The organism is Granulicella mallensis, assembly GCF_014203225.1.
Taxonomy (GTDB): Bacteria; Acidobacteriota; Terriglobia; order Terriglobales; family Acidobacteriaceae; genus Granulicella; species Granulicella mallensis_A.
In genome coordinates this window covers 19995-45272 of record NZ_JACHIO010000004.1, presented here as the reverse complement: position 1 = coordinate 45272, position 25278 = coordinate 19995, and the positions used below count along the sequence as shown (strand labels likewise).

Sequence of the window (25278 nt, the reverse complement as noted above, 5' to 3'; positions counted from 1 at the left end):
CGCTCTATTGATCCAAGTGAGCTTTAATCGGACGGCCCTTGGGCTGCAAGGGCGCAGCGTCATCTGAGTTCTGGCGTCGAGGTGCGAGAGGCGAGAGGCGAGAGGCGAGTCGCGAGAGGTGAGGGATGACGCGTATCTCATCGCTCGTATCTCGCGACTCGACGCAAATCTTTGGGAGGCCCCTGAGTTCTGGGGCTGCCCACTCATGCGCAAAGAATGCGCACGAATGGGGTGCCCGAGCACCCGGTTGTCGGGCTACTTCTCCGGTTTTGCGCTCGTTTTGTAGCGACCGAAGATAGATAAGCGGCATGACACTAACCATGCAACAAGCAACCCCGTCACTGCCGCTACACTTGAACGTGAATGATTCGCGCGCGATTCCGTGACTTCGACTGGGTGCTGCTGGGCTTTGTGCTCGTGCTCTCGGTTATCAGTGTGCTCGAAATCCGGTCGGCGACCGCGATGACCAAGTTTCATGGCTTTCAGCAGAAGCAGATCCTCTTCCTGGCGACCGGCCTCGTTCTGATGTTCGCCATCTCGCTGGTCGATTACCATCGGCTGCTCGATATTGCGTATTGGGCCTACGGAGTCGGTGTTTTCTCGCTGGTGGCGGTCCGATTGGTCGGGCAGAAGGTGCTGGGCGGGCGGCGATGGATCAACCTCGGCGGCGGCGTTCACTTTCAGCCGTCGGAGTGGGTCAAGCTGGTACTTATCCTCGCCATGGCGCGATTCTTCTGGGAGCGTGTGGGGGAGGGACGATCTCTGCGCTGGGGAGATATCGGCAAGGCCTTCCTGCTGATCGGCTTTCCGCTGTTCATGGTTTTGAAGCAGCCGGACCTTGGAACGTCGCTGACCTATATCCCGATCCTGGTGGCGGGACTCTTCCTGGGGGGAATCCGCCTGAAACATGCGGCGATCCTGGTGCTGGGGGTTCTGCTGGTGGGCGGTATCGGCTGGAGCACGGGCAAGCTGCTGAAGCCGTACCAGCGGGCGCGTGTTACCGCGTTTATCAATCCGGACAGCGATCCGAAGGGCTCTGGCTACCAGGTTCGCCAGTCGCTGATTGCTGTTGGATCGGGCGGGATATGGGGCAAGGGAACCAACAAGGGAACGCAGACCCAGGGCGACTTCCTGCCGATTCCTTATACGGACTTTATCTTTGCGGCTTTTTGCGAGGAGCATGGGTTTATCGGCGCGATCGGCGTGCTGCTGCTGTACTTCCTCATTCTTGTGAGGCTGATTCAGAACGCCCAGACGGCGCCCGATCCGCCGGGGACGCTCATCATCATGGGGGTGATGGCGGTGACGCTCTTCCAGGTTGGGATCAATATCGGGATGTGCGTCGGGTTCATGCCGGTGACCGGGATTCCGCTGCCGTTGATGAGCTATGGCGGGTCGTCGATTATCTTTACGTTCCTGGCGCTGGGGATCGTGATGAATATCCGGATGCGGCGGTTTGTGAACTAACGACGAAAAACAAGCAACGACAACCGCATACCTTTGCAGGTTGAGGTTGATCCGCGGCTGAACCATTGAACAGGCAGGGTTTAGGTAGTGTCTGACGAATCGGAGCTGCCGGCTTTTGTCGTTGTTTTTTTGCTTCTGAGGTAGGTTCGGGCTTTAGCCGTGGAGAGGCTCTTTGCCAAGCGAGCATTCCCTCCGTGGCTAAAGCCACACGAACAACAGTAGATGGCGGGACTGAAGTCCCGCCCCTTCAAAGCAAAGGCAATTGGCGGGGCAAAGGCGACAACAAAAAGCAGCCACAAGGACAAAAGTCGGTAGCTCCGATTCGTCAGACACTACCTAGTCCGAAAGCGGCAAGCGCGGGCGCACGTTGCCCCACTTTGGTGCATACTAAAGGAAGACGTTCAGCCACAGGGCTGGGCGGGTATAGAACCGCTGCACGGATGCGACTTATTCCCCGGCGCAGCGGCCACACCAAGATTTTTAGAAGGCCGGCCAGGCACGGATCAGCTTCCGATGGCCGGACAGGTTTTGAGAATGAATGTAAACGGACGGTTAACGACCCCGCCTCGGATCGAGGCTGTGTTGGTCACAAACTCCGTTTGCAGCGATTTGCTTCAGGGCAGTTCTGTTCGGCCCGAGGCACGCGGTCTAATACTGGAACAATCCTCTCTCGGCACCAGCCAGCGGTTGCGCTTTTTGCGCAGCTATCCGCAGGCTGGGGGGCGTGCCCGCGTAGCGTGCAGCCTCCGGAAGTTCGACCCAGTCTCCGCAGCTCAGTTCCCGTCCGCATCCAGGGAGGCTGCCACAGTCAACTAAGCATCGAACTTGTTTTAAGCTTAGTTTTCTTTGGCGCGATCTTCGCCTGTTCTGCCAGCCTGATCCACGGCCTTTGAGCCGGGGACGGGCAGAAAGCAGAGCAATGTCGAAGGAAATTTACATCTCAAGCACGCCGCACGAGACGCGGCTCGCCATCGTCGAAAAAGACGAACTCACGGAAATCTACTACGAGCGTGAGAATGAATACACGCTCGCCGGTTCGATCTATAACGGCCGCGTCACCCGCGTTTTGCCGGGCATGCAGTCCAGCTTTGTGGACATCGGCCTGGAGCGCGACGCGTTCCTGTACATCACCGACTTCATGGAAGAGGCTGGCGACTCAGCGGATTTTGAATCCGCCGATAGCCGCTCGGCCCGTGGCGAAAAACGCGGCGAAGGCCGTGGGCGCGGCCGCCGTGACGAAGAGGGCACCGAGGCTTCTCCCGAAGCCGCTGCCGAGGCTCCGGTCCGCGCTGAGGGTGAAGGCCGCCGTGAGCGTGGCAACCGCAATGAGCGTGGTGACCGTAATAAGGGCGATCGTGGGCGTCGTGATGGCCGCGAGGCTCCTGCTGTCCCGGCAGAGTTGGCGCCGCAGGACGAAGTCTTTGCCGCTGCTCCGCGTGAGAGCGATACCGATGAAATCGGCGAAGGTGCTCCCGGAGCTGACGGCAGCCGCCGCTGGCGTGGTCGCCGTGGCCGCCGTCGCGGCCGTGGCGGGAATGACGATCAGCGTGGTCTGGCGCGCTCCAATGACAATGGAGAAGCCGTTTCGACCGAGGCTCCCGAGCCTGAGTTTCAGGCAGAGGCGGCTCCGGAAGAGGTTGTGCCTCGTGAAGAGCGCAGCGGTGGCCGTGAGCGTCGTGGCCGTGGCGAAGATCGTGGCGGACGCCATGACTCGGTACGCGAACGCTTCGCTCCGCGCGGCGACCGTAGCGGCTCTCGCGAAGAGGATGGCTTCGAGGCCAGCGCACCGATCGAACCGATCATCCTGCCGGGCGAGTCGTTGTCGAAGTACCGTCGCGGCGAGGATGCCGATGCTTCAGCCTCGCACAGTTCCTCGAGCTTAGCGCCGAACGTTATTATTCCGAAACCTTCTACCGAAGTTGTTCCTTTGTTGGGCTGGGACGGCGGAGCGACCCTGCCGGGCGAGACGCTTTCGCGGCATCGTGACCGCAGTGCAGAGCCGCGCAACGAGGGTTCTTTTGCGCGCGAGGATCGTGGCGGACGGGAGGGCGGCAATGGCCGTGATCGCCGTCGCGATCGCGATCAGCAGCGCCAGGGTAGCCGTAACGAGGTTCACTCGGAGAGCCCACGCCGGGAGCTTGATCCGGCCGAAGCTGTGCTGCCTGCGGTGACCTCGCAGCATGAGCCTGAAGCGAACGCTATGCCATTCAGCGACGACGCTCCGGCCTATGAGACACAGGCCTTTGAAGTTCAGCAGTACCAGCAGGAGATCGAAGCGGCAGAGGCTCTGGAGCCTGTTTATGAGCCCCAGACCGATGTTGCTCCCCTGGAAGCAGAGGCAGAGAACGCGCCTGTGCTCGAAGCGGTGGAAGAGCTGCACGAGACGGTCGAAGAGTTCCACGAGACCACCGTTGAATACGAGCCGGGTGAGGATGCCTCGGTGACTTACCGTGTCGATCCTGTCAGCCCGAGCGAGTTCCGCCAGAGCGCGCCTGAATCGGTTGAGGCTCTTCCGGAGGAAGCCGAAGGCGCTCCGGTCCACGAGTTCACGACGATTCAGCCAACCGGCGAGATGATCTCGGAGACTCCTCTGGCTGAGGTTGCTCCACAGGATACGGAGAACCTGGCAGCCCCCATTGAGCATGAGCAGGCCGTACAGTCGGTGCATTTGGCACAGGCTGAGACGACGCCGGTCCCCCATGAGGGGGCGCAGATCTTCGCTCCCGGAGACGGAGAGCTCGAAGAAGAACTGCTGGACGACGAGGACAGCGATCTTCCGCACGTCCATGCCGGAGCCTTTGAAGACGACATGGAAGAGGAGACGCTGGAAGGCGCAGCCGATCTCGGGACCATGTTGCGCGAGATGTCGATCGACCAGATCACGCGTCCTGAGCCGATAGAGTTGGACGACGAGGATGACGACTTCGACATCGACGAAGAAGAGATTGAAGAGGACGAGTTCGAGTCGGACGATGAGATCTCCGGCAGCGATGTGAGCGAAGCCGAAGAGGAAGAGTTCGCTGAGGCGGATGCGTTTGAGGACTCTCCTATTGGCGAGGAGGCTGTTGCCTCTGGCGAAGAGGGTGAAGCACGACCGGCGCAGCGTGAGGGCGAGCGGCGTGGACGTCGCGATGGCCGTCGCGGCGGACGTGGGGACCGCAGCGGAGACCGTGGTTCGCGCGACAAGCGCGGCATGGCGAATTCGCGTCCCGGCGGACGTCCGGGCCGGCACTCGGTGCAAGCCACAGACCTGCCCGCGATCAGCGACCTGCTGAAGCCCGGCCAGGAAGTCCTGGTGCAGATTGCCAAGGAGCCGATCGCGAAGAAGGGCGCGCGCATTACGTCGCACATCGCGCTTCCGGGCCGGTTCCTGGTGTTCATGCCGACGGTCAACCATGTCGGCGTCTCGCGCAAGATCGACTCTGACGGCGAACGCCGCCGGTTGAAGGAGATTCTGCTCTCGGAGAAGGGCGACGCGAGCGGCGGCTTCATCGTACGCACGGCGGCGTCCGGCGCGAGCGAAGAGGAGCTGCGCAGCGATCTTCGCTTCCTGCTGAACCTGTGGGCGGACATCAAGCAGCGGTCGGAGTCGTCGAAGAGCCCGGCCCTGATCTACCACGATCTCAACCTCGTCGAGCGCATCCTGCGCGACCAGGTGACGGACAACTTCTCCGCGATCTGGGTGGATACCGAGACCGAGTACGAGCGCGTGCTGCGCTTCCTGCAGCGCTTCCAGCCGAGCCTGATCCGGCGTGTGAAGCTCTACACGAAGGAGACGCCGCTGTTCGAGCAGTTCGGCATCACCGAGGAGATCAACAAGGCGCTGCGCTCGAAGGTGTGGCTCAAGTCCGGCGGATCGATCGTGATCAACCAGACCGAGGCGCTGGTCGCGATCGACATCAACACTGGCAAGTACGTCGGCAAGACGGCACGGCTGGAAGACACGATCGTCAAGACGAACCTCGATGCGATCCCCGAGATCGTTCGCCAGATTCGTCTGCGCGATCTGGGCGGCATCATCATCATCGACTTCATCGACATGGATGAGCGCAAGAATCGTCACAAGGTGATGGCTGCGCTTGAAGAGGAGTTGAAGAAGGACCGCGCACCGTCGAAGGTGCTGCAGTTCAACGACTTCGGCCTCGTCGCGATCACTCGCAAGCGTGTGAAGCAGTCACTGGAGCGTACGCTCTCCACGACCTGCAACATCTGCGCGGGCACGGGTATGGTGAAGTCGCCGATCACGGTGTGCAACGACATCTATATCGAGATGCGGAAGATGCACAAGCATCTCGACAAGGGCGACATCATGCTGCGCGTGAACCCGGAGGTCGTGAAGCAGTTGAAGTCGGGCAGCGGCAAGTGGCTGCAGGAGATGGAAGAGATGTCGGGCAAGACGATCCTGGTGAAGAGCGATCCGAGCCTGCATCCGGAGCAGTTCGACATCCACTAGAAGCAGAGTGCAGAGGATAGAGTGTAGAGCGTAGAGAAAAGCGGCGACCCCAGGGTCGCCGCTTTTCTTGGGAGAGTGATGCTGAGGTTTTAGCGGCCCATCTCTTCCAGGTACTTCTCTACTTCCAGCGCGGCCATGCAGCCGGTTCCGGCGGCGGTGATGGCCTGGCGGTAGCGGCGGTCCTGCACGTCACCGCAGGCGTAGACGCCGTGCAGCTGGATGCCCTGGTTGGTGCAGAAGACGTTGTGTTCGGTCACGATGTAGCCGTCGCCGTCGAGGTCGATCTGGCCCTTGAACATCGACGCATTGGGCACGTGACCGATGCCGAGGAACATGAACGAGACGGGCAGGGTCCAGCGCTCGCCGGTCTTGCGGTTCACCAGCTTCAGGCCCTTGAGGTCCTTCTCTTCGACGCCGAGGCACTCTTCCACCAGCGTGTTGTGCAGGAACTCGATCTGGGGATGAGCGATGGCGCGCTCCAGCATGATTCTGGAGGCACGGAAGTTCTCGCTGCGGTTGATGATCGTGACCTTGGTCGCGAAGCGGGTAAGGAAGAGAGCCTCTTCCATCGCCGAGTCGCCGCCGCCGATAACCGCGATCTCCTTGCCGGAGGCGAAGAAGCCGTCGCAGGTAGCGCAGGAGCTGACGCCGTGGCCGATCAGGGCCTGTTCGCTGGGCAGGCCGAGCCACCGGGCCGAAGCTCCCGAGGCGATGATGAGGGAGCGCGTCTTGATGATGTCCTTGCCTACGGTCAGCTCAAAGGGCGACGTGGTCAGGTCGACCGAGGTGAGGTGGGCCAGGCGCAGCTCGGCGCCGAAGCGGGTGGCCTGCTTCTTCATGTTCTCGATGAGCTCGGGACCCTGCACGCCCTCGGGCCAGCCGGGAAAGTTCTCGACCAGCGTGGTGATGGAGAGCTGTCCGCCGGGCTCGTGGCCTTCGAGGACAAGCGGTTTCAGGTTGGAGCGTGCCGCGTAAATGGCGGCTGTGAGTCCGGCGCAGCCGGAGCCAAGAATGACGGTATCGCGTACTTCGATCTGGTCTGACATATCCGTTTGATTGTACCGGGAGAGGAAAGGGTTCAGGAGGGAAAAGCAGAGTGTAGAGGGTAGAGGATAGAGTGTAGACGGAGTGGGTGGCGGGCCTTCCTTATCGTCAAGGGCGCGTCTCTACACTCTATCCTCTACCCTCTGTTCTTCCGGCGTACGATAGAGGCTATGGCTGACTTAGTTTTGGTTTACGGAATGCGGCTGCTGCCCGCCGATGAGATTGAGAGCGTGCAGGCTGCTCCCATCGCGCTGAAGAACGGGAATGAGGCCCAGGTGACGATGCACATCCTGGAGGGGAGCCGCGAGAGTATCGAGGCCCAGTTGCGGCATAGCCTGGATGCGTTTTTTGATTTTTATCCTGAGCTTTAAGGGTGAGTGGCGGTAGGTTGATTTGTCTTTCGTCGTCATCCTTCGCGTACCGCTCAGGATGACGACGAAAAACAAGCAACGACAAAAGACAAACAACGGCAAGAGCAAAAGCTAACAGCCCAGGGCGATGCCCTGGGCTGTTTTAGCCTCGGCCCTTTTGGAGCCTGAACTCATTGCAAGTTTGAATCCCTGCTGCCCGTCTTACGTGGGATCAACGAGGAGCCCATTGGAGGCTACGGGGCGGCGGATGGCTGCCAGCCCGAAGCAGGCGATGTAGACGTAGCAGATCGCAGGGATGATGAAGGCCGGGTGCAGGCCGCTGTGGTCGGCGAGGATGCCGGTTGCCTTCGGAATCAGCGCGCCGCCGACGATGGCTGCGATCAGCAGGCTCGAGCCCTTGCTGGTGAGCGGACCAAGGTCCTGAATGCCCAGCGTGAAGATCGAGGGGAACATGATCGAGTTGCAGAAGCCGATCGCCAGCATCGAGAACATCGGAACGGACTTCGGAATGTAGAGGGTCCGATGCAAGTGCGGAAGATCGATGGTCTGAATCCAGAGGCCGGAGGTGTAGGTCGTCTTGATGCTGATCACGATGAGCAGCAGGGCACAGAGGCCGGCAGCGCCCAGCACGATGCCTGTCTTCACCTTCTGCAGGACCGCGGAACCGATGAAGCGGCCGACCATCGCGCCGCCCCAATAGACCATGAGGAAGTAGGCGGCGGTGGATTCGCGGAGCCCGGCTATCTGAGGCAATCCCATGTAGTTGACGAGAAGGCTGCCGATGGCGACTTCCGCACCTACGTACACGAAGATGCCGACTGCGCCGAAGAGCAGCCAGGGGTGGTGCCAGATGCTATCCGGGCGCGAGAGGGCTTCCGCGAAGGCTCCGGGACGGAAGTCCTGGGTGTGCTGGGAGACGCCGGTGGTGGTCTTCAGCTTGATCGCGGCGAGGGCCAGGGCCAGCAGCACGAGCGTGAGAGCGATACCGATGTAGGGCAGGCGCACGGTTGAGGCCTGGCTCGCTCGATAGGCCTGTCTTGCGACCTCCGTCATGGAGCGAAGACGATCGGGCGTGATCATCGCCGGTGCGTTGCCGAGGATGAGGACCGACCCAAACAGGGGAGCGATGAAGGTCCCGAAGGAGTTGAAGGCCTGGGCGAGGTTGAGACGGCTGGAAGCTGTGCCTACCGGGCCGATGACCGTGACGTAGGGGTTCACGGCGACCTGCACGATGGTCATGCCGGCGGCCAGGATGATGAGCGCAGCCAGGAAGATGGGGAAGAGCGCAAAGTGGGCTGCGGGGATGAATCCGACTGCCCCGCAGGCCATGACCAGCAGGCCTACGACCATGGTCTTCTTGTAGCCAAACTTGTCGACGAGCGCCCCACCGGGGTAGCTGAAGACAAAGTAGGAGGTGAAGAAGGCGAGCTGCACCGACATGGCCTCGCCGTAGCCCAGAGCAAAGATGCTCTTGAGGTGCGGGATGATGATGTCGTTCAGGCAGGTGAGGAATCCCACCATGAAGAAGAGCGAGGTTGCGACGCTCATAGCGCGCATGTCGGTTTTGATCGGTTGATCGTCGCCGTAACCCGGCGCACTGATGTTTCTAACTGGAACGGCCAAGTGAAGCTCCTTCAAACAGGTGGGTGCGCGGAGGCGCGAAAATCGGTCATCCTAAGAGTAACGCCTCGGGGCGGCAATGGCCCAGCGAATAGATGGCGGGCAGAGTGCCGGGAGCCTTCCGGGAATGGTTGGGGGAGCTTTCCCAAGTTTTCTGTATCCGGTAGTTTGGAAGAATGACGATTCCCAGCCAGCCATCTATCGGGCCATTTATTTTGACTCCGCTTCAAGTAGAACGTATTTGGGGGGCCAGCTCCCTTGAACCATGGTTTGACGTGCCCGAGACCGGGAAGCCCATCGGAGAGGTCTGGCTGACGGCAGCCGAGTGCCTGATCGGAAACGGCCCCCTGCACGGCAAGACTCTTGCTGCCGCAACCGAGAGCTATCCTGCGCTGCTGGCTGACAAAGTCGCCGGTGGTGTCCCCCTGCTGCTGAAAATCCTCTTTCCGCACGAAAAGCTGTCGGTGCAGGTGCATCCCAACGACGAGCAGGCCCGTGCTATCGGCGAACCGAGAGGGAAGAACGAGTGCTGGTACGTCCTTTCGGCCGAGCCCGGAGCTTCGGTGGCGCTCGGGTTCCGCGAGCCGATTACCACGGAGGGCATTCGTGCTGCGATCGAGCAGGGAACGCTCGAAGAGAAGCTGGCGCACGTCCCCGTCAAGGCGGGCGACATGGTCTATGTGGAGGCTGGCACGATCCATGCCATCGGGCCCGGTGTGGTCATCCTGGAGACGCAGCAGTACAGCGATGTGACGTACCGACTGTTCGACTATGGCAGGCCTCGTGAGCTGCATCTGGACAAGGGGCTTGCGGTGACGCGCACCGAGACCGGCGCGGGGCTTGTTCCGCCGGTTACGGAGGGAGCTCGTACGCAGTTGGTGAAGTCGCCTTACTTTACGGTCGACCGTTTCGACGTCAAGGTCGGCCAAACGATCAAGCTCGAAAACTCGGATCGGATGCAGTTGTTGATTGCGCTAGGTGACGGCTGCTTTGTTCAGCCGGTATCGGGGAGCGCGGCGATGGAGCTTCCAAAGGCCTGTGTCGTCGTGCTGCCGGGTGAGGGTATTGCGTATCAGTTGGCGGGTACGGAGAGTGCGCAGGTGGTGCGCGTTACGGCGTAGTTGTTTATAGCGCGAAGTTTAGCGTTGCGGGGCAGGGAAGGCGGGGTCTTTTAAGTCCCGGCTCCCCTGTTCCGCTTTTGCTTTTCTGGTTGTCATTCCGACCCTGAGCGTAGTCGAAGGGGAGCGAACCTGCTGTCTCCCGTTCTTTGCTCGTATCGCCCAAAACATTGGCAGCACCAATTTTGCTGCCGCATAACAGTGGTGGCAATAGAAACGAAAAGCGGGAGGAAGCAGGTTCGCTCGCTGCGCTCGGAATGACAACCAGAAAAGCAAGAACAACAGCAAAAGCAGATTCCCTGCGGGAATGACAACCAGAAAGGCAAAGGCAAAGGCAACTGCAACTGCAACTGCAACTGCAACTGCCCGAGCGCTACTGAGGCGGCGGCGGTGGGGGCTGTTTGTCCTTGTCTTTGCCCAGGCCGAACAGTTTCTGGAAGGGGTTGCGATGCTTGACGGGTTCGCTCGGAGCGGGCTGGTTGTTGCTGGGAACCGGCTGCGGGTTATTGCGGTTCGCTGGGATCGCACCTGTGGGGTTGGGCATGCCGTTGTTGAGGGGCGTGCCGGGTGAGACGTTTCCGTTCCCCGGATTGAGGTTGGCTCCGTTCAGGAGCCTGTCGCCGAGGGCTTGGGTGTCCTCTCCCATGCGTGAGCAGGTTCCCTGCGGGGCTGTTCCGACGAGGAAGGCTGCGTTGAAGCTGTCGCTGGAGCAGGATTCATCGACCGGCATATTCGTGGCCCGGTTGATGCTCAGGGTCTGGACGCCCTCCGGCGGGGTGAAGTTCTTCATGTCGGAGTACTGCGGCAGGCGGATGGCGCGGTTCATGAACTCCGCCCAGATGGGGGCGGCGGCGTCGGCGCCCTGGAGCTTGACGTCGGTGTAGTCGTCGTTGCCGACCCAGATGATGCAGAGCAGGTTGGAAGAGTAGCCGGCGAACCACGCGTCGTGGGAGGTGCCGGTCTTGCCGGCGGCCGGGGCGAGGAAGCCGTGTTTGCGGACGCCGGAAGCGGTGCCGCGCGCGATGACGCCCTCCATCAGCGATTGGGTGAGGTAGGCCACGCGGGGGTCGAGGACCTGCTTGGCTTCAGGGGCGAAGTCGGCGACGATGTCCCCGTTGGGATTGCGGACGCTGGCCAGCAGCCAGGGCTTGAGATGGACGCCGCCGTTCGCAAAGACGGTGTAGGCACCCGCCATGTCGATGGGCGTGGCGCTGTAGGTGCCAATGGCCATCGAAGGTGTTGCCTTGGCGTTGACGATGCCCGCGGAGTGCGCGAGGGTGGCGACGTTGTTGTAGCCGATCATCTGGGCCAGAGCGATCGTGGCGATGTTCAGCGAGTGTTCGATGGCGGTAGCGGCGGTGACCATGCCGGGGTACTCACCTCTTTCGAAGTTGCCCGGTGTGTAGGACTGACCGTTGGTGCCGAAGTCCTGCGGATCGTCGTTGATCTTGGTGAGAGCGGTGAAGACACTGCCGCCCTCAACGGCTGTGCCTTCGAGCGAGGAGTTGTAGGCCGTCGCATAGACGAAGGGCTTGAAGATGGAGCCGGTGGGACGCTCGGCGGTAGCGTGGTCGAGCTGCGAGACGCCGTAGTTGCGTCCGCCGACGAGGGCGAGGATCTGCCCGGTATGCGGATTGAGCGCTACCAGGGCGACCTGCGGATAGGTAATGGCGCTGGTGTCGCCCTTCTTGTGATGCTTGCGGACGAGCTCGTCGACGTTGCGCATACCGACCTCGACGGCCTCCGAGGCGGCGCGCTGCAGGTCGGGATCGAGCGAGGTGTAGATGCGCAGGGAGCCGGAGCGGGCGGTGTCGGAGTCGCCCAGGCGCTGCACGATCTGGTCGTGCACCAGGTCGACGAAGTAGGGCGCTTCGCTGGCGTCGATGTTGGGGGGAGCCAGGTGGAGGGGCTCGGCCTTGGCGCGTTCGGCCTCGGCGGCGGTGATCGAGCCGGTCTCGACCATAGAGTCGAGCACGACGTTGCGGCGCTCGGTGGCGCGGTCGGGATGGCGGTAGGGATTGCGGCGGTTGGGGTTCTGGATGAGACCGGCGATCAGAGCGCACTCATCGAGATTGAGCTGGCGGAGGTCCTTGCCGAAGTAGGCCTGGGCGGCTTCTCCAAAGCCGTTGACGGCGTAGGAACCGCGCTGGCCGATGTTGATCTCATTCGCGTACATCTCGAAGATCTGCTGCTTGCTGAAGCGCGACTCGAGTTGGTAGGTAATCATCAGCTCGGCGATCTTGCGCGAGATGGTTTTTTCAGGCGAGAGGAAGAAGTTCTTGGCGAGCTGCTGGGTGAGTGTGGAGCCGCCGCAGTTCATGCGGCGCGAAAGGGTATCCTGCACGGCGCACTTGATGAGGCGAACGTAGTTCACGCCGCCGTGCTCGAAGAAGCGGCGGTCTTCGATGGCGGTGACGGCCTGCACCATGTGTGGCGGAATCTGGTTGTAGGTGACGAGGCGGCGCTTGACGCGGTTCTTGTCTTCGGAGAGCGCGGTGATGAGCTGGGGTTCGAGCTTGTAGCCGGCCAGGGCAGCGCCGTTCTCCGCGGTGATGGATTGGACCTGTCCGCCGGAGGTATGGATCGTGGCACCATCGGTCGCGAGATAGCTCTGCGGGCCGGGCTTGATGAGGATGTCGTCGCCGCGCAACTGGTAGCTGCCGAGCTGCGTGTTGGAGTTGTATCCGGCCTTGCGCAGCGAGGCGGCAATGCTGTCGGCGCTGAGCTGCTGGCCGGGGCGGACGTCCTGCGGGGCCGCGTAGATCTGTGCGACGGAGGGGAACAGCGGGCCCTTGGCCAGCCACTCCTGCACGACGTTCCTGTAGCGGTAGTAGTAGATGCCGAAGATGATTCCGCCGAAGGCGGCGCCCATGAGCACGAGCACCAGGAGAAAGCGCGCCACGTTCCAGAGGAGAGGGTGGCTGGATTTACCGACTTTTAGTTTTAAGGGCATAGGGAGGGGTGCCGTGGATAGAAGTTCGTGCTGCTTCTATTTTCGCAGTAATCCTGTGATGCAGGCAGCGATAGGTGTTGCCGGTATGTGTTCTTCGCCGTCAGTTATTCTGTGCCGCCTCTCGCAGTCGTTAGCCCAGGTGATCTCCCGCATTCGTGGTGACACGAATGCGGGGGTCCTTCGCCTACGGCTCAGGATGACGACGAAAAACAAACAACGGCGAAAGACAAACAACCGCAACGGCTACTACAGTTTGGACGCAGCGAGCAGCGATTGGATGTGTGCGGTGATGGCATCCAGCGGCAGGTCGGTCGTGGTCTGGGTGAGGCGGTCGACGAGTTCCACCTGGCCTTCGGCAAGTTTCTTGCCAATGTTGATACGGTAGGGAACGCCAATCAGTTCAGCGTCCTTGAATTTGACGCCGGCGCGCTCGTCGCGGTCGTCGAGGAGAACGTCGACCCCCGCGGCTTCGAGATCGGCTGCGATCTTTTCACCGGCGGCCAGCAGATCGGCCTCGCGGACGTTGGTGATGGTCACGATGACCTCAAACGGAGCGATCGCCGCGGGAAGAGCATATTGCTCGCCGGCATTCGCTGCGGCGGAGGATTCAATCGCGGCAGTCAGAATGCGCTCGATGCCGATGCCGTAGCAGCCCATGATCGGCAGGACCTCTTTGCCGTTGGCGTCGAGCACGCGTGCGCCCATCGACTCGGAGTACTTGGTGCCGAGCTTGAAGATGTGGCCGATCTCGACGGCCTTGCCCAGGCGCAACGGCTCGCCGCCGATGGGATCGGGTTCGCCTTCATTGATATTGCGTATATCAGCGACGACCGTCGAGGTGAAGTCGCGGCCCGGCGTCACGTTGCGAAGGTGGTAGTCCAGCTTATTGGCGCCTGCAACGAGATTCGTCCGGCCATCGAGGCCGGGATCGAGGACGATGATCGTTCGCAGTCCCTCTGTGGGATTTTCGCGAAATACACCTTTGAGACGATCAAGAGGCTTACCGGATTTGAGGCCGTTGAGCGAACCACCTGACATCCCCTGCGCTATGCCGACCGGACCGAGATAGCCTGCCGGGCCCCCGATGAAGAGCTCCAGTTCTTCGGGCGTCATGGGGCGCAGTTCTCCTGTGCCGGCCACTGCGTTGAGCTTGGTCTCGTTGACCTGGTGATCTCCCCGCAAAAAAGCGGCGATCGGGCGGAGAGGTTCGCCTTCCGGATGACCGGTGCGGCTACCCATAAAGGCCACACACTTGATGTCCTGCGAGGGAAGAATGTTCAGGAACGCGCAGATATCGGCGATCGCGCCTTGGCCTGGCGTATGGATGAGTTCGGGCAGACCGTCGCCGGTGGGTGCCAGGTCTTCGACCGGTGAAAGTTTGCTGGTGGCTTTTTCAAGATTTGCCGCGTAGCCCGAGGCCGAACTGGCGATCAGGTCTTCGCCGGCGTCGGTGTAGACCATGAACTCCTGTGAGCCGGAGCCGCCCATGGCTCCGGAGTCCGCATCGACAGCGACGAACTCCAGGCCGCAGCGCTTGAAGATGCGGACGTAGGTGTCGTAGTGCTTCCGGTAGCTCTCGTCGAGGCCTGCCTGGTCGACGTCGAAGGAGTACGCGTCCTTCATGGTGAACTGGCGCACGCGCAGCAGACCGGCCTTGGGGCGGGGCTCGTCGCGGAACTTGGTCTGGATCTGATACCAGATCTGCGGAAGCTGTTTGTAGCTGCGCAGCTCGTTGCGCGCGATAGAGGTCATGACCTCCTCGTGCGTCATGGCGAGGCACAGCTCCGCGCCCTTGCGGTCCTGGAGGTGGAAGAGGTTCTGGCCCATGCCGGTCCAGCGGCCGGACTCCTCCCAGAGCTCGCGCGGGTTCAGCGCGGGGAGCAGGAACTCCTGGCCGATCTTGTTCATCTCTTCGCGGACGATGGCGATGATCTTGTTCAGCGAACGCTGCCCGAGCGGCAGGTAGCTGTAGATGCCTGCGCCCAGCTGGCGGATATATCCGGCGCGGAGAAGGAGCTTGTGGCTGGCGACCTCGGCGTCTGTGGGAGCCTCGCGGAGAGTGGGGATGAAGAGTTTTGACCAACGTTGCATGTTGGTTCGATTGTAGCGGAGGCGTATTTGGGCGTGGTGTCTTTGCTTTTTAGGTTGTTGCTTTTCTGGTTGTCATTCCGAGTGAAACGAGCGAACCTGCTTTCTCCCGCTCTTTGGTCGACGTGCCGAAGATGTTGGCAGAGACATCACAATTTTGCTGCCGCGTAATAGTGGTGGCGACATGAACGAAAAACGGGAGACAGCAGGTTCACTCGCTGCGCTCGGAATGACAACAAGAAAAACAAGTGCAAAGGCAAGAGCAAGTGCAAAAGCAGATTCCCTGCGGGAATGACAAACAAGAAAAGCAAAGGCAAAAGCGGTGCTGTGGTGGTTAAAGCCGGCCGTCGTCTCCAGGGGGATCGATGTGTTTGATCTTTGGCGCGGGGGCTTGCGTGGTTTGGGGTGCTACCTCCCACAGATCGTGCAGGTGCAGCACGCCCAGCACGGGGGATGTTGCCGTGCCGTCTTCGGTGACGACGAGGGCGGTGATCTTGTGCTGCTCCATCAGGGCCAGGGCGTCGACGGCGAAGGGTTCGGGCGCGATGAGGCGGGGGTGAGGGTTCATGACCTCGGCGGCTGTCTTGTGGAAGGCTCCGGGGCCGTCGCGCTCCAGCAGGCGTCGCAGGTCGCCGTCGGAGAGGACGCCGAGTAGCTTGCCGTTCTGTTGCACGGTGGTCATGCCCAGCCGCTTGGCCGACATCTCGTGGATGATCTCGGTCATGGGAGTTGTGGGCGAGACCTGCGGTAGCGCGTCGCCGGAGTGCATCAACTGTTTGACGGTGGCGAGGCGGCGGCCAAGTTGGCCTCCGGGGTGTAGTTCGGCGAAGTCGCGGGCCTTGAAGTGGAGGCGACGGCTCACGTCGATGGCGAGCGCGTCGCCCAACGCCAGCATGGCCGTGGTGGAGGCCGTCGGCGCGAGCTGGTGGGTACAGGCTTCGCGGCTCACGCTGACGTCGAGTGTGTGGGCGCTGGCCGTGGCGAGCGTCGAGGTCAGGCAGCCGCAGAAGCTGATGAGGGTCACGCCGAGCCGGGGTAGGACGGGCAGCAGGCGCAGCAGTTCTTCGGTCTCGCCGGAGTAGGACAGGGCGAGGAGGATATCGCCGTGGTTGAGGATGCCGAGGTCGCCGTGCAGGGCCTCGCCCGGATGAAGGAACTGGGCTGGCGTGCCGGTGGAGACCAGGGTTGCGGCGATCTTGCGGGCGATCAGACCGCTCTTGCCCACGCCGGTGACGACGGTCCGATGCCCGTCGCGGGCTTTTTCGGCCAGCAATCCGGCGACGTGGTCAAAGGCCCTGAGTTGCGGGCCGTCGAGCCGGCCGGCGAGTTCGAGGAGGGCCTGGGCTTCGATGCGGACGAGATCGGCGGGGCTTGCAGCGTCGGCGAGTTGGGTGGAGTCGGTCATAGGTGTCGGACTGAATCCTAGCAAATGCAGGGGCAAAAGCTTTAACGCAGGGGGGCGCGGAGGTTTCGCGGAGGCCGCCGCGCATGCCCGTGAGGCTTCTGTGCCGGGAATGACATTAGGATGACAATCCAGGAAGAAGTCGCAGCAGTAGACTATACATGGCGCGGTGTGTGTGGCTCGCGCGGAAGGAAGTACCTGAATGCGTCGATTGGGAGTTTTGGGAGCGATGGTAGTGGTTGTTGCGCTGTTGGTGTGGGCCGGTGTCCACAACCTGCGGCAGCGGCGGCTGGCGATGCAGCAGGCACGGCAGTCACAGATCACGGTGGTGAAGGACGGAGCCACGGGCTCCGCCTCGGGCGACAGCCCCGATGCCCAGGGCGCAAGCCTGCGCGGCAAACCCGCTCCTGCGTTTACGCTGGTCGATCTTTCGGGCAAGAAGGTTTCGCTGGCCGATTACAAGGGCCATGCTGTGGTCGTGAACTTCTGGGCGACCTGGTGCGGGCCCTGCAAGCTGGAGATGCCGTGGTTTGAGGAGTTCTCCGGTAAGTACAAGCCGCAGGGATTGGTTGTGCTCGGCCTCTCGCAGGATCAGGGCGCGTCGAAGGACGACATCGCCGATGCCGCGAAGAAGATCGGTGTGACCTATCAGATCCTGTTGCCTGATGACAATGAGAAGGTGTCGAAGGCTTATGGCGGCGTGGACTACCTGCCGGAGACGTTCTATGTGGACAAGAACGGCAATGTAGTGGAAGAGACCGCGGGCGCTCCCAGCAAGGACGAGATGGAAGCGAATATTCGCAAGACGCTTGCTGTAGGTGGGATGTGAAGAGGCAGGGTCTAGGGCTCAGGGCTCAGGGTTTAGGGTTGGCGCTGGTGTTGGGCGTGAGCCTGATTCCAGGCCGGGCTCAGGATATTCAGTTTGGCGGCGGCGGCGACCGTGCGGCGGCGGCTCATAAAGACCATGTGCGGTTGGCGGACGACGGGATCGTCGTGGATGCGGGCAAGCCCCAGGTGGTGGAGCTGCGTTTCCATGTCGATCCGGGCTTTCATATCAACTCGCATACGCCGAAGGATGAGTTGCTGATTCCTACTGTGCTGAAGCTCGATACGGCGGATGTAAAGGTGGTCTCGGAGGAGTATCCCAAGGGGACGGCTTTTCGGCTGACCGTGGGTGACGGGGAGACGCTGGATGTGTACCAGGGTGAGTTTCGCGTGATGCTGCGGGTGATTGTGCCGCGTGGGGCTTCGACTTTGACCGGGGCGTTGCGGTATCAGGCTTGCGATAATGCGGCGTGCTTTCCGCCGCGGTCGTTGCCGGTGAAGGTGGCTGTGACGGGGAAGTAGGTTGTTTCTGCCAGCACGGTTGTGAAGGGCCAAAGGCCCGTCTCATCCCAGCCTGGGGCGAAGCCCCAGGAATACATGCCACCGAAAATCTGAGGGCTGAAGGCCCGGCTCATCTGTGGTGATACAGATGAGTCAGGCTTTCAGCCCTCTTCCATTTATGCCCTTGGTACCTGGGGCTTTGCCCCAGGCTGGGATGAGGCGGGCCTTTGGCCCTTTAACGCAAGTTACTTTCCCTTTAAATGCAAGCTACTTCCGCTGATTCGCCAGCTTCTTCTGTGTTTCTAGAAAACGCCGCACGCGGTCGAGCGAGCGGGCCTTGCCGAAGACGACCAGGCTCTCCATCAGTGGGGGTGAGGTCAGGCTGCCGCTGAGGATCGCGCGCAGCAGCATGAAGTTTTCCTTCACACTCCACTGTTTTGCTTCGCCGAGTTTCTTGAGCTCGGCCTCGATGGATGCGGCGTCCCAGGTGCTGGCTTCGAGCGCGGTGAGCTGCTCGGCGGCGAAGGCTAGGGTCTCTTCGGGCTGGCGTTTCTTGGGCAGCCAGACGGACTCCGGTGGAAGCACGTTGTCGCTGAAGAGGAAGCCGGTCATATCGCCGAACTGGCCGACGGTCTCGATGCGCTCCTGGACGAGCGGCGCGACGGCGCGGAGGTAGGCGTCGGAGAAGAGGGTCTGGCGCAAGGTCTGGAAGAATTCATCGGGAGACTGGCGACGGATGTACTCGCCGTTGAGCCACTTGAGCTTGACGAGGTCGAAGACCGGGCCGCCGAGGGAGATGCGCTGGAAGTCGAAGCGCTCCTTCATCTCGGCGAGGGAGAAGATGTCGCCCTCTTTGGTGTTGAGGCCCTTGCTGACGATCTCCTGTTCCGTGGGCTGCGCCATGCCGCCGCCCATCAGGCCGAGGAAGTTCAGCATCGCGTTGGGCAGGTAGCCGCTCTCGCGGTAGTAGACCAGCGAGACGGGATTCTTGCGCTTGGAGATCTTCGACTTGTCGACGTTGCGCAGCAGCGGCATGTGCCAGAACTTCGGCAACTCCCATCCGAACGCGTTATAGAGCAGCACGTGCTTGGGCGTCGAGCTGATCCACTCCTCGGCGCGAATGACGTCGGTGATCCGCATCAGGTGGTCGTCGACGACGTTGGCGAGGTGATAGGTGGGGAAGCCGTCGGACTTCATCAGCACCTGGTCGTCGACGTTGTTGTGGTCGAAGGTGATCTCGCCGCGCAGTTCGTCGCGGAAGGTGGTTGAGCCTTCGAGGGGGACTTTGAGCCGAACGACGAAGGGCTTGCCGGCCGCGAGGTTGGCGTCAATCTCCTCCTGCGAGAGGTGGCGGGCTGCGCCGTTGTAGCGGGGCGGCTGCTTGGCGGCCATCTGCTGCTTGCGGACTTCCTCAAGCTCCTCGGCGGTTTCAAAAGAGCGGTAGGCGTGGCCGCTGCGGAGCAGCAGCTCTACGTGCTCGCGGTAGATTTCGGTGCGCTCGGACTGGCGATAGGGGCCGTAGGGGCCGCCGACGTCCGGGCCTTCGTTCCAGGTCAGGCCGATCCACTTCAGGGCGTCGAAGATCATCTGCTCGGAGCTGGCGACGAAGCGGGTGCGGTCGGTGTCTTCGATGCGCAGCACGAACTCGCCGCCGCGCTGGGCAGCGAAGAGGTAGTTCAGCAGACCGATGTAGGCGGTGCCGACGTGAGGGTCGCCTGTTGGAGAGGGGGCGATGCGGACGCGGGTGGGGCGGGAATCAGGCGAAGGGGCGGAGGTCTCAGGAGTCATGGGTCAGACCCAATCTTAACAGAGACGCTCCGCAGCCTCGAACCGGTTTACGCCTGGGGTGGAAAGGTAGAAGGAGGTGTAGTGGACGGAAAGCTGGGCGGCGGCGGATAGTTGGGGGGATAAAGCTGTGCCGCCGGGGCAGGAACGACCTTCCAGTCAGAGAAGGCGAGGATGCAAAGGACGACGATATAGCCGATGCCGGGAAACAGGATCAGCAGGGAAAGCGGTCCGGCCATGCCTGCCTTGGTGAAGATACGCCAAAAGAGAAAGATGCCAAAGGCCAGGGCTGCTACGCCGATGAACATAAATATGCCCATCATGCCTGCGATCATGCCGCCAAATTGCTGCGCTTGCTGCTGGTCCATCATTGCCTCCAAGAGATGCAGCCAATGTACCGGAGAAGAGAAGCGGAGTCCAAAAGAATTTTCCGGCCAGAGAGTGTCTTGACTAGGGAGTGTCATCCAATTGCGCGAAGCGTGTTCCCCGATGCTTTAGCCTCGGGGAGGCTACGGAAATAGGGCTTAGCAAAGATGTGGCCGTTAGGCCCGAGCCTTCTTTCGGCTGCGGACAAGAGGCCCGGGGCTAAAGCCCAATTCTTGCCTGGCCCTTATTCCGTAGCCTAAAGGCTACGGCTCCCTCCGCCTCCGTAACGCTGAAGCGTCACGGAACGCGCTTCGCGCAATTAGGTCAGATCGTCGGTGTCGAAGGTCGGCAGCTTGCGGCCCAGGGCGCTGGTGTCGCGGCCGCCGGTGACGAGGGTGCTGAGTACGCCGTCGATGTCGGCTTCACTGGGAGCTTCGGCCAGGGCTTCCATTTTCTTGGGTTCGCTGGGCAGGTCGATCGACTCCAGCAGCGCGACGACGTGTGCGACGGCGGTGCCGTCCTGGGTGAGGCCTTCGGGGGTCTTGCCCTTGATGCTGACGTTCTTCAGGTCGAGGCCCAGCAGGTCGGCGACGCGGCCGCGCATATCGCCCGCAATCGGCACGATCTTGGGGCGGTGCATGATGAGCACGCAGTCAATGTTCACAATCTTGTAGCCGGCCAGGGCGATCTCTTCGAGCGCCGTTTCGAGGAAGACGGTGGAGTCCGCGCCCTTCCACTTGGGGTCGGTCGGCGGGAAGAAGGTGCCGATGTCTCCGGCGGAGACGGCCCCGAGCAGGGCGTCGGTGATGGCGTGGAGCAGCAGATCGCCGTCGGAGTGCCCGGCGAGGCCCTCGGGGTGGTCGATCTTAAGGCCGCCGATGACCAGGGGGACACCGGGTTTGAAGGCGTGAGAGTCGAAACCGAGGCCGATACGCATGGACATTGTTATGGATGATAAATGGTTTTTGAGGTGGTGGATTTGTGGCGGTGCGGGCGGGAAGCAGGTTCGCTCGCTGCGCTCGGAATGACAACCAGAAAAGCAAAGGCAACAGCAACAGCAGATTCCCTGCGGGAATGACAAGCCAGAACAGCAACAACAAAGGCGACAGCGAGAGCGTTAGCCTGCCAGGTAGAACTCGGCGATCTCGAGGTCGCCGGGCTGCGTGACCTTGAAGTTGCGCGCGTGGCCCTGGACGACGAAGACCGGGATGCCGGCGCGTTCGAGCAGGCTGGCCTCGTCGGTGCCGATGAACTCATCGGCTGCGGCTTCGGAGAAGGCCTGACGCATTAGCGGAACGCGTGCTCCCTGCGGGGTCTGGGCGTGGACGATGAGTTCGCGGGGGATGGTGGCGGTGATCAGGGCCCCGTCGGCGGTGCGCTCGACCTGCTTGATGGTGTCGATGGCGGGTGTGCCGACGATGGCTGCGCCGTGTTTCTGGATGGAGTCGATGGTCCGGCCGATGGTCGTGGGATCGATGAGCGGGCGGACCGCATCATGGACCAGGACGATATCGTTTTCGGCAGTCGACGGCAGGGCCGCGAGAGCCCTGGAGACGGAGTCCTGGCGTGAGTCGCCGCCGGTGACGACGTGGACCTTCTCGCCGAGATTGTGTTCCGCGATCAATGCCGCTACTCGAGCCCGCTCGGACGTGCGTACGGCGACGTAGATGGCCGTGACGCGCGGCACCGCGAGAAAGGCACGCAGCGAATGCAGTAGAAGGGGGATTCCTTTGAGCGTGAGGAACTGCTTGGGCGCGGCCCCGGTGGAGGCCATGCGAGTACCGATACCGGCTGCGGGGAGAATGACGAAGACAGACATGGGAAGGTGAGTATAACGCGAAGAGGAAACAGGAAGTAGGAAACAGGAAATAGGGAACAAGAAACAGCACGTGGTGGGAGGGACAGGTTGCTCATTCAGGGGGGACTACTAGGAAGTCGTTGTCTTCGCCCCAGGGCAATCGCATTTGATTTTTAGTTTCAAAGCAAGCGTTGGGCGTACGCGTCTGGGATTGGCATCCATCTAAGCCCCGAAGGGGCGACGCTATACCAGCCCAGGGCAAAGCCGTGGGTGACAGCCCCTACAATTGCTGAGCCCTGAAGGGGCGATCTATCGTGCTGCCACCGATAGGTCGCCCCTTCAGGGCTCGAATTTCTATCGCCCGGTAACCCAGGGCTTCGCCCTGGGCTGGTATGACGTCGCCCCTTCGGGGCTTAGATTTGTGCTGATCTCTATTTCTATATTCTCCATTTACACCTTCGCCATCTGCATTTTCTTGCCGTAGTAGGTAGTCCTTAGGCTTTTCCCCGTCGAGCATTCAAATGTTGCTTCCCTGTTTCCTACTTGCTGTTTCCTTCTTCTGGCCGGAACATCATCTCGTTGGAGTGCGAGAAGCCGAACTTCTCGTAGATTGGCTTGCCGAACGGCGAGGCGTGCAGGGTGATGACGTCGACGCCACGGGTGCGGCACTCTTCTACGGAGAGCTTGAGCAACTGGTTGGCAAAGCCGCGTCCCCGGGCCTCGGGGGCGGTGTAGAAGTTGAGCAGATAGGCGCGCGTGGGCTGGGGATCCATCCAGTGTGGCGGGAAGTCCTGAAAGAAGATGCCGGCGCCGGCCAGGATGTGGCCGTCTTCTTCGAGGAGCAGGCCGACATAGCGGTCGTCGGCGAGGCGTTCGCGGACCCAGGGTTCAAAGGCGGCGTCCATCTCGGCGAGGCGGGCTTCGCTGGCGAAGTTGTTGTCCTGAAACATGCTGTGACGGTGCGCTGCGATGAGGGCGGCGTCGCCTATGGTGGCGCGGCGTAAGTTCGGCATAGGGGATGATAACAACCGGGACGCGGATATGGGGGATGGGCAGGCTCAAGCGCTTCTGATGGGCAAAGATGTTTCAAGAGATGGAGTCGCTGCCCAGGTAGACATCGTTCCCTCCGCGGCTGAAGCCGCCTTACTTTGTGGGGTATCCCAATGGCGGGCTGAAGCCCCGCCCCTTCAAAGCCAAAAGTATGGCCAAAATTTTAAACAAAGCTTGATGCCGCACCCTAAATATCCGAGGCGATAAAACTGCGGTGGGCTACCCGTTCCAGCCGACCAGCATAAAAGCTAGGACTGTTCCCAGGAGATTGAATATGAACCAAATGACGCGATGGATTGCGAGTGCTGTCTTGTTGGTTTTGATGACCATGCCCTTCGCATCCGCGACGGCCCAGGATCGCAGTGCTTTCTACAATGGAGCGCGAGGCCGGCATCCGTATAACGACAACTATGATCACCGGCACGACGATCGTCGCGACCAGGGCGGCATTGGGCCAGGCAAGGGGGCACTGATCGGCGGTGCTGGCGGCGCTGCGCTGGGTGCTCTGTTTGGCGGAGGCCTGAAGGGCGCATTGATCGGTGGCGCAGCAGGCGCGGGCGTTGGTGCGGTCGCCGGCAAGGTTCACCAGGACAATAAAGATCGCGATTACCGTGAGCGGTATGACCGGCATGGCCATCGGTACTAGAGCTTAGGCGGACAGTTCCAGAAATCATTCGACGAGTTGAAGTGGAGAGGATTGCGATGACAAAGATACGGCAGGGTTTGACTGGGGTAGTGATGGCTGCGGCGCTGTGCTGGCCGGCAATGACAGTAGCGCAGGCACCGGCACAGGATCAGGCGAGCGCATCGGGTAATGCGTCCGCTCTTCCGCTCGATCAACTCCTTACGAAGACGGTGCACGAGGCCTGGGTGGCGAGCGGCCGCAATGAAGACAAGTTCCTCACGATGGTGCAGCAGCTTGCCGAGTTGAGCGCGCAGAACCGTGGGATCACGCTGCCGAACACTCCAGAGGCCGGAGCAAAGTTTGGAGACTGGATCAAAAAGGAGTCTCGCAAGGACCCGGACCAGTTGCTGTATGCCGTGGTGGACCATGCGGTCCGTTACGTGGGCAAGTCGCAGGCGGCTGTTACTCCTGCGGCGAAGTAAATCTTGTGACAGCGATTGCAGGCGGCGCGGATGTTGAATTCCACATCCTGGATTTCATGTCCTGGGCCGCTGCAACTTTATGATGGAGCGATGGCAGGAAATCTGTTAATCGCTCGATCGCTGTTTCGCGCGGGGGACCGGGTCTGTGTCGCCATCTCCGGTGGCGCGGACTCGACGGCGTTGCTGCTGGCGCTGAAAGAAGCCAATGCGGCGAAAGAGTCGCTGGGCGTGGTGGTGAGCGCAGCCCATGTGCACCATGGTCTGCGTGGCGCGGAGGCCGATGCGGATGAGGCCTTCGTTCGGGAGCTATGCGAGCGGCTGGCCGTTCCCTTGACGGTGTTTCATGTCGATACGGCGGCGCGACAGGCGGCGGAGCGCGAAGGGGTTGAGGAAGCTGCCCGTGAGCTACGGTATGAGGCTCTGCGAGGCCTTTTGGCTGAGGGCCAGGTCGATGCCATCGCGACTGCGCATACGCTCGACGACCAGGCGGAGACCGTGATGATGAAGCTTCTGCGCGGGGCCTGGACCGAGGGATTGGGCGGCATTTCGCCTGAGCTGGCAGTTGATTTGCAGGGGGAACGACGTACAAATTCCCGCAATGGCGGCATTTCACCTGAACTGGCCGAGGGTTCAGGGTCCAGGGCCCAGGGCTCAGGGGGCGGTAGGGTCGTGAGGCCTTTGCTGGGGGTGCGGCGGGCGGAGGTGGAGGCGTTTTTGCAGGCTCGGGGGCAGGTTTGGCGTACTGACTCCAGTAATCGCGACCTGGAGTTGACCCGCAACCGCGTGAGGCATGAGTTGATGCCGGTATTGCGTAGCTTCAATCCTTGCGTGGATGAGCTGCTGGCGAATATGGCGGGGATTGCGCGGGACGAGGAGGCGCACTGGGAGACCGAGCTGCGCCGTCTGCTGCCGCAGGTGCTGCTGCCTGGAAAGCCGGTTCGGGGCGGCGGGCGGGCTGTGAGTACGGCTATCGGAGAGGCTGCGTGCTCCCTGGAGATTGAGAGGTTGAAGGCCATGGGTGCCGGATTGCGGCGGCGGGTTGTGCGGGCGGCGGCAAGATCGATGGGCTTCCGGCTCAATTTTGAAGAAACGGCTAAATTGTTGGCGCTGGCAGGATTTGGGGGCTATATCGGCATCCAAGGAAAGATCGGGAGTCGTCTGGAACTGCGTGCGGGGCTGCGTGGAGAGCGCTCAGCCCGGGAGTTGCGGCTCTGGCGGCAGTAACCGGTTACGTTAACTAAAGGATTTTGCACGCTGGAAGCCGCTGGAAGAGTAGAATTTAGCCCAGAGTTCCATGACGATGGGCCGCAGGTGCGACTGTATAAGAGTT

General features: G+C 61.5%; 20 protein-coding genes. 10 read left to right on the top strand and 10 right to left on the bottom strand.

The window, feature by feature from the left end:
• Positions 1-363: 363 nt before the first annotated feature.
• Entirely contained in the window at positions 364-1467 is a 1104-nt protein-coding gene (rodA, locus tag HDF15_RS05145) for a rod shape-determining protein RodA (protein WP_184253416.1), read from the top strand.
• Between the two features lie 919 nt (positions 1468-2386).
• The gene (locus HDF15_RS05140; RefSeq protein WP_184253414.1) at positions 2387-5920 is read left to right on the top strand and encodes an Rne/Rng family ribonuclease; all 3534 of its coding nucleotides are present in this window, start codon (positions 2387-2389) and stop codon (positions 5918-5920) included.
• Positions 5921-6009: 89 nt separating this feature from the next.
• Here HDF15_RS05140 and trxB read toward each other — a convergent pair whose 3' ends face one another.
• Positions 6010-6966 carry a thioredoxin-disulfide reductase gene (gene trxB / locus HDF15_RS05135; RefSeq protein ID WP_184253412.1) on the bottom strand — a complete coding sequence of 319 codons (957 nt, stop codon included), beginning with the start codon at positions 6964-6966 and terminating at the stop codon, positions 6010-6012.
• A 168-nt stretch (positions 6967-7134) separates the two neighbouring features.
• Between trxB and HDF15_RS05130 the strand changes: the two genes are divergently transcribed.
• The gene (locus tag HDF15_RS05130; protein WP_014267079.1) at positions 7135-7335 is read left to right on the top strand and encodes a hypothetical protein; all 201 of its coding nucleotides are present in this window, start codon (positions 7135-7137) and stop codon (positions 7333-7335) included.
• A 201-nt stretch (positions 7336-7536) separates the two neighbouring features.
• Here HDF15_RS05130 and HDF15_RS05125 read toward each other — a convergent pair whose 3' ends face one another.
• Positions 7537-8958, bottom strand: a complete 1422-nt coding sequence (locus tag HDF15_RS05125; RefSeq protein ID WP_184253410.1) for a sugar MFS transporter — start codon at positions 8956-8958, stop codon at positions 7537-7539.
• 173 nt (positions 8959-9131) lie between these two features.
• Between HDF15_RS05125 and HDF15_RS05120 the strand changes: the two genes are divergently transcribed.
• Positions 9132-10076, top strand: coding sequence for a type I phosphomannose isomerase catalytic subunit (locus tag HDF15_RS05120; protein ID WP_184253408.1), 945 nt, complete (start codon positions 9132-9134; stop codon positions 10074-10076).
• A gap of 370 nt (positions 10077-10446) precedes the next feature.
• Here HDF15_RS05120 and HDF15_RS05115 read toward each other — a convergent pair whose 3' ends face one another.
• Positions 10447-12498 (bottom strand): transglycosylase domain-containing protein, encoded by a 2052-nt coding sequence (locus HDF15_RS05115; protein ID WP_409254863.1) that lies wholly within the window; start codon positions 12496-12498, stop codon positions 10447-10449.
• Here HDF15_RS05115 and HDF15_RS26400 point away from each other — a divergent pair.
• Positions 12479-12523 (top strand): hypothetical protein, encoded by a 45-nt coding sequence (locus HDF15_RS26400; protein WP_396248619.1) that lies wholly within the window; start codon positions 12479-12481, stop codon positions 12521-12523. The genes HDF15_RS05115 and HDF15_RS26400 overlap by 20 nt on opposite strands.
• A gap of 749 nt (positions 12524-13272) precedes the next feature.
• Here the strand turns inward: HDF15_RS26400 and HDF15_RS05110 are convergent.
• The gene (locus HDF15_RS05110) at positions 13273-15117 is read right to left on the bottom strand and encodes a proline--tRNA ligase (protein WP_184253404.1); all 1845 of its coding nucleotides are present in this window, start codon (positions 15115-15117) and stop codon (positions 13273-13275) included.
• A 331-nt stretch (positions 15118-15448) separates the two neighbouring features.
• Positions 15449-16789, bottom strand: coding sequence for an SIS domain-containing protein (locus HDF15_RS05105; protein WP_260330854.1), 1341 nt, complete (start codon positions 16787-16789; stop codon positions 15449-15451).
• Here HDF15_RS05105 and HDF15_RS05100 point away from each other — a divergent pair.
• Together HDF15_RS05100 and HDF15_RS05095 are read left to right on the top strand one after the other, a co-directional pair.
• Positions 16746-17345, top strand: a complete 600-nt coding sequence (locus tag HDF15_RS05100) for a TlpA disulfide reductase family protein (RefSeq protein ID WP_260330853.1) — start codon at positions 16746-16748, stop codon at positions 17343-17345. The genes HDF15_RS05105 and HDF15_RS05100 overlap by 44 nt on opposite strands.
• A 56-nt stretch (positions 17346-17401) precedes the next feature.
• Complete coding sequence (locus HDF15_RS05095) at positions 17402-17863, top strand: protein-disulfide reductase DsbD domain-containing protein (protein WP_184253400.1); 462 nt, start codon at positions 17402-17404, stop codon at positions 17861-17863.
• Between the two features lie 246 nt (positions 17864-18109).
• On the opposite strand, the gene gltX is transcribed toward HDF15_RS05095, so the two are convergent.
• The 5 genes from gltX to HDF15_RS05070 all read right to left on the bottom strand — a co-directional run bounded on the left by gltX (position 18110) and on the right by HDF15_RS05070 (position 22804).
• Positions 18110-19630 carry a glutamate--tRNA ligase gene (gene gltX / locus HDF15_RS05090; RefSeq protein WP_184253399.1) on the bottom strand — a complete coding sequence of 507 codons (1521 nt, stop codon included), beginning with the start codon at positions 19628-19630 and terminating at the stop codon, positions 18110-18112.
• 47 nt (positions 19631-19677) lie between these two features.
• Positions 19678-19998: a hypothetical protein gene (locus HDF15_RS05085; protein ID WP_184253397.1), complete on the bottom strand. Its 321-nt coding sequence runs from the start codon at positions 19996-19998 to the stop codon at positions 19678-19680.
• A 314-nt stretch (positions 19999-20312) separates the two neighbouring features.
• Positions 20313-20936, bottom strand: a complete 624-nt coding sequence (ispF, locus tag HDF15_RS05080; protein ID WP_044177090.1) for a 2-C-methyl-D-erythritol 2,4-cyclodiphosphate synthase — start codon at positions 20934-20936, stop codon at positions 20313-20315.
• 174 nt (positions 20937-21110) lie between these two features.
• Entirely contained in the window at positions 21111-21812 is a 702-nt protein-coding gene (gene ispD, locus HDF15_RS05075; protein WP_014267066.1) for a 2-C-methyl-D-erythritol 4-phosphate cytidylyltransferase, read from the bottom strand.
• A gap of 518 nt (positions 21813-22330) precedes the next feature.
• Positions 22331-22804, bottom strand: a complete 474-nt coding sequence (locus HDF15_RS05070; RefSeq protein ID WP_184253838.1) for a GNAT family N-acetyltransferase — start codon at positions 22802-22804, stop codon at positions 22331-22333.
• Positions 22805-23115: 311 nt separating this feature from the next.
• Here HDF15_RS05070 and HDF15_RS05065 point away from each other — a divergent pair, with 311 nt between their 5' ends.
• From HDF15_RS05065 to tilS, 3 genes are all read left to right on the top strand, one after another.
• Positions 23116-23487, top strand: a complete 372-nt coding sequence (locus HDF15_RS05065; protein WP_184253395.1) for a hypothetical protein — start codon at positions 23116-23118, stop codon at positions 23485-23487.
• A 56-nt stretch (positions 23488-23543) separates the two neighbouring features.
• Complete coding sequence (locus HDF15_RS05060; protein ID WP_184253393.1) at positions 23544-23948, top strand: hypothetical protein; 405 nt, start codon at positions 23544-23546, stop codon at positions 23946-23948.
• A 90-nt stretch (positions 23949-24038) separates the two neighbouring features.
• Positions 24039-25172 carry a tRNA lysidine(34) synthetase TilS gene (tilS, locus tag HDF15_RS05055; protein ID WP_184253391.1) on the top strand — a complete coding sequence of 378 codons (1134 nt, stop codon included), beginning with the start codon at positions 24039-24041 and terminating at the stop codon, positions 25170-25172.
• Positions 25173-25278: the final 106 nt, after the last annotated feature.

Excerpts from the sequence above, each read along its gene's own strand:
- tilS (WP_184253391.1), top strand. The coding sequence starts at position 24,039 with ATGGCAGGAAATCTGTTAATCGCTCGATCGCTGTTTCGCGCGGGGGAC.
- rodA (WP_184253416.1), top strand. The coding sequence starts at position 364 with ATGATTCGCGCGCGATTCCGTGACTTCGACTGGGTGCTGCTGGGCTTT.
- HDF15_RS05110 (WP_184253404.1), bottom strand. The coding sequence starts at position 15,117 with ATGCAACGTTGGTCAAAACTCTTCATCCCCACTCTCCGCGAGGCTCCC.
- HDF15_RS05060 (WP_184253393.1), top strand. The coding sequence starts at position 23,544 with ATGACAAAGATACGGCAGGGTTTGACTGGGGTAGTGATGGCTGCGGCG.
- HDF15_RS05140 (WP_184253414.1), top strand. The coding sequence starts at position 2,387 with ATGTCGAAGGAAATTTACATCTCAAGCACGCCGCACGAGACGCGGCTC.
- ispF (WP_044177090.1), bottom strand. The coding sequence starts at position 20,936 with ATGTCCATGCGTATCGGCCTCGGTTTCGACTCTCACGCCTTCAAACCC.
- ispD (WP_014267066.1), bottom strand. The coding sequence starts at position 21,812 with ATGTCTGTCTTCGTCATTCTCCCCGCAGCCGGTATCGGTACTCGCATG.
- trxB (WP_184253412.1), bottom strand. The coding sequence starts at position 6,966 with ATGTCAGACCAGATCGAAGTACGCGATACCGTCATTCTTGGCTCCGGC.
- HDF15_RS05130 (WP_014267079.1), top strand. The coding sequence starts at position 7,135 with ATGGCTGACTTAGTTTTGGTTTACGGAATGCGGCTGCTGCCCGCCGAT.
- HDF15_RS05100 (WP_260330853.1), top strand. The coding sequence starts at position 16,746 with ATGGTAGTGGTTGTTGCGCTGTTGGTGTGGGCCGGTGTCCACAACCTG.
- HDF15_RS05065 (WP_184253395.1), top strand. The coding sequence starts at position 23,116 with ATGAACCAAATGACGCGATGGATTGCGAGTGCTGTCTTGTTGGTTTTG.
- HDF15_RS05070 (WP_184253838.1), bottom strand. The coding sequence starts at position 22,804 with ATGCCGAACTTACGCCGCGCCACCATAGGCGACGCCGCCCTCATCGCA.
- gltX (WP_184253399.1), bottom strand. The coding sequence starts at position 19,630 with ATGACTCCTGAGACCTCCGCCCCTTCGCCTGATTCCCGCCCCACCCGC.
- HDF15_RS05085 (WP_184253397.1), bottom strand. The coding sequence starts at position 19,998 with ATGATGGACCAGCAGCAAGCGCAGCAATTTGGCGGCATGATCGCAGGC.
- HDF15_RS05120 (WP_184253408.1), top strand. The coding sequence starts at position 9,132 with ATGACGATTCCCAGCCAGCCATCTATCGGGCCATTTATTTTGACTCCG.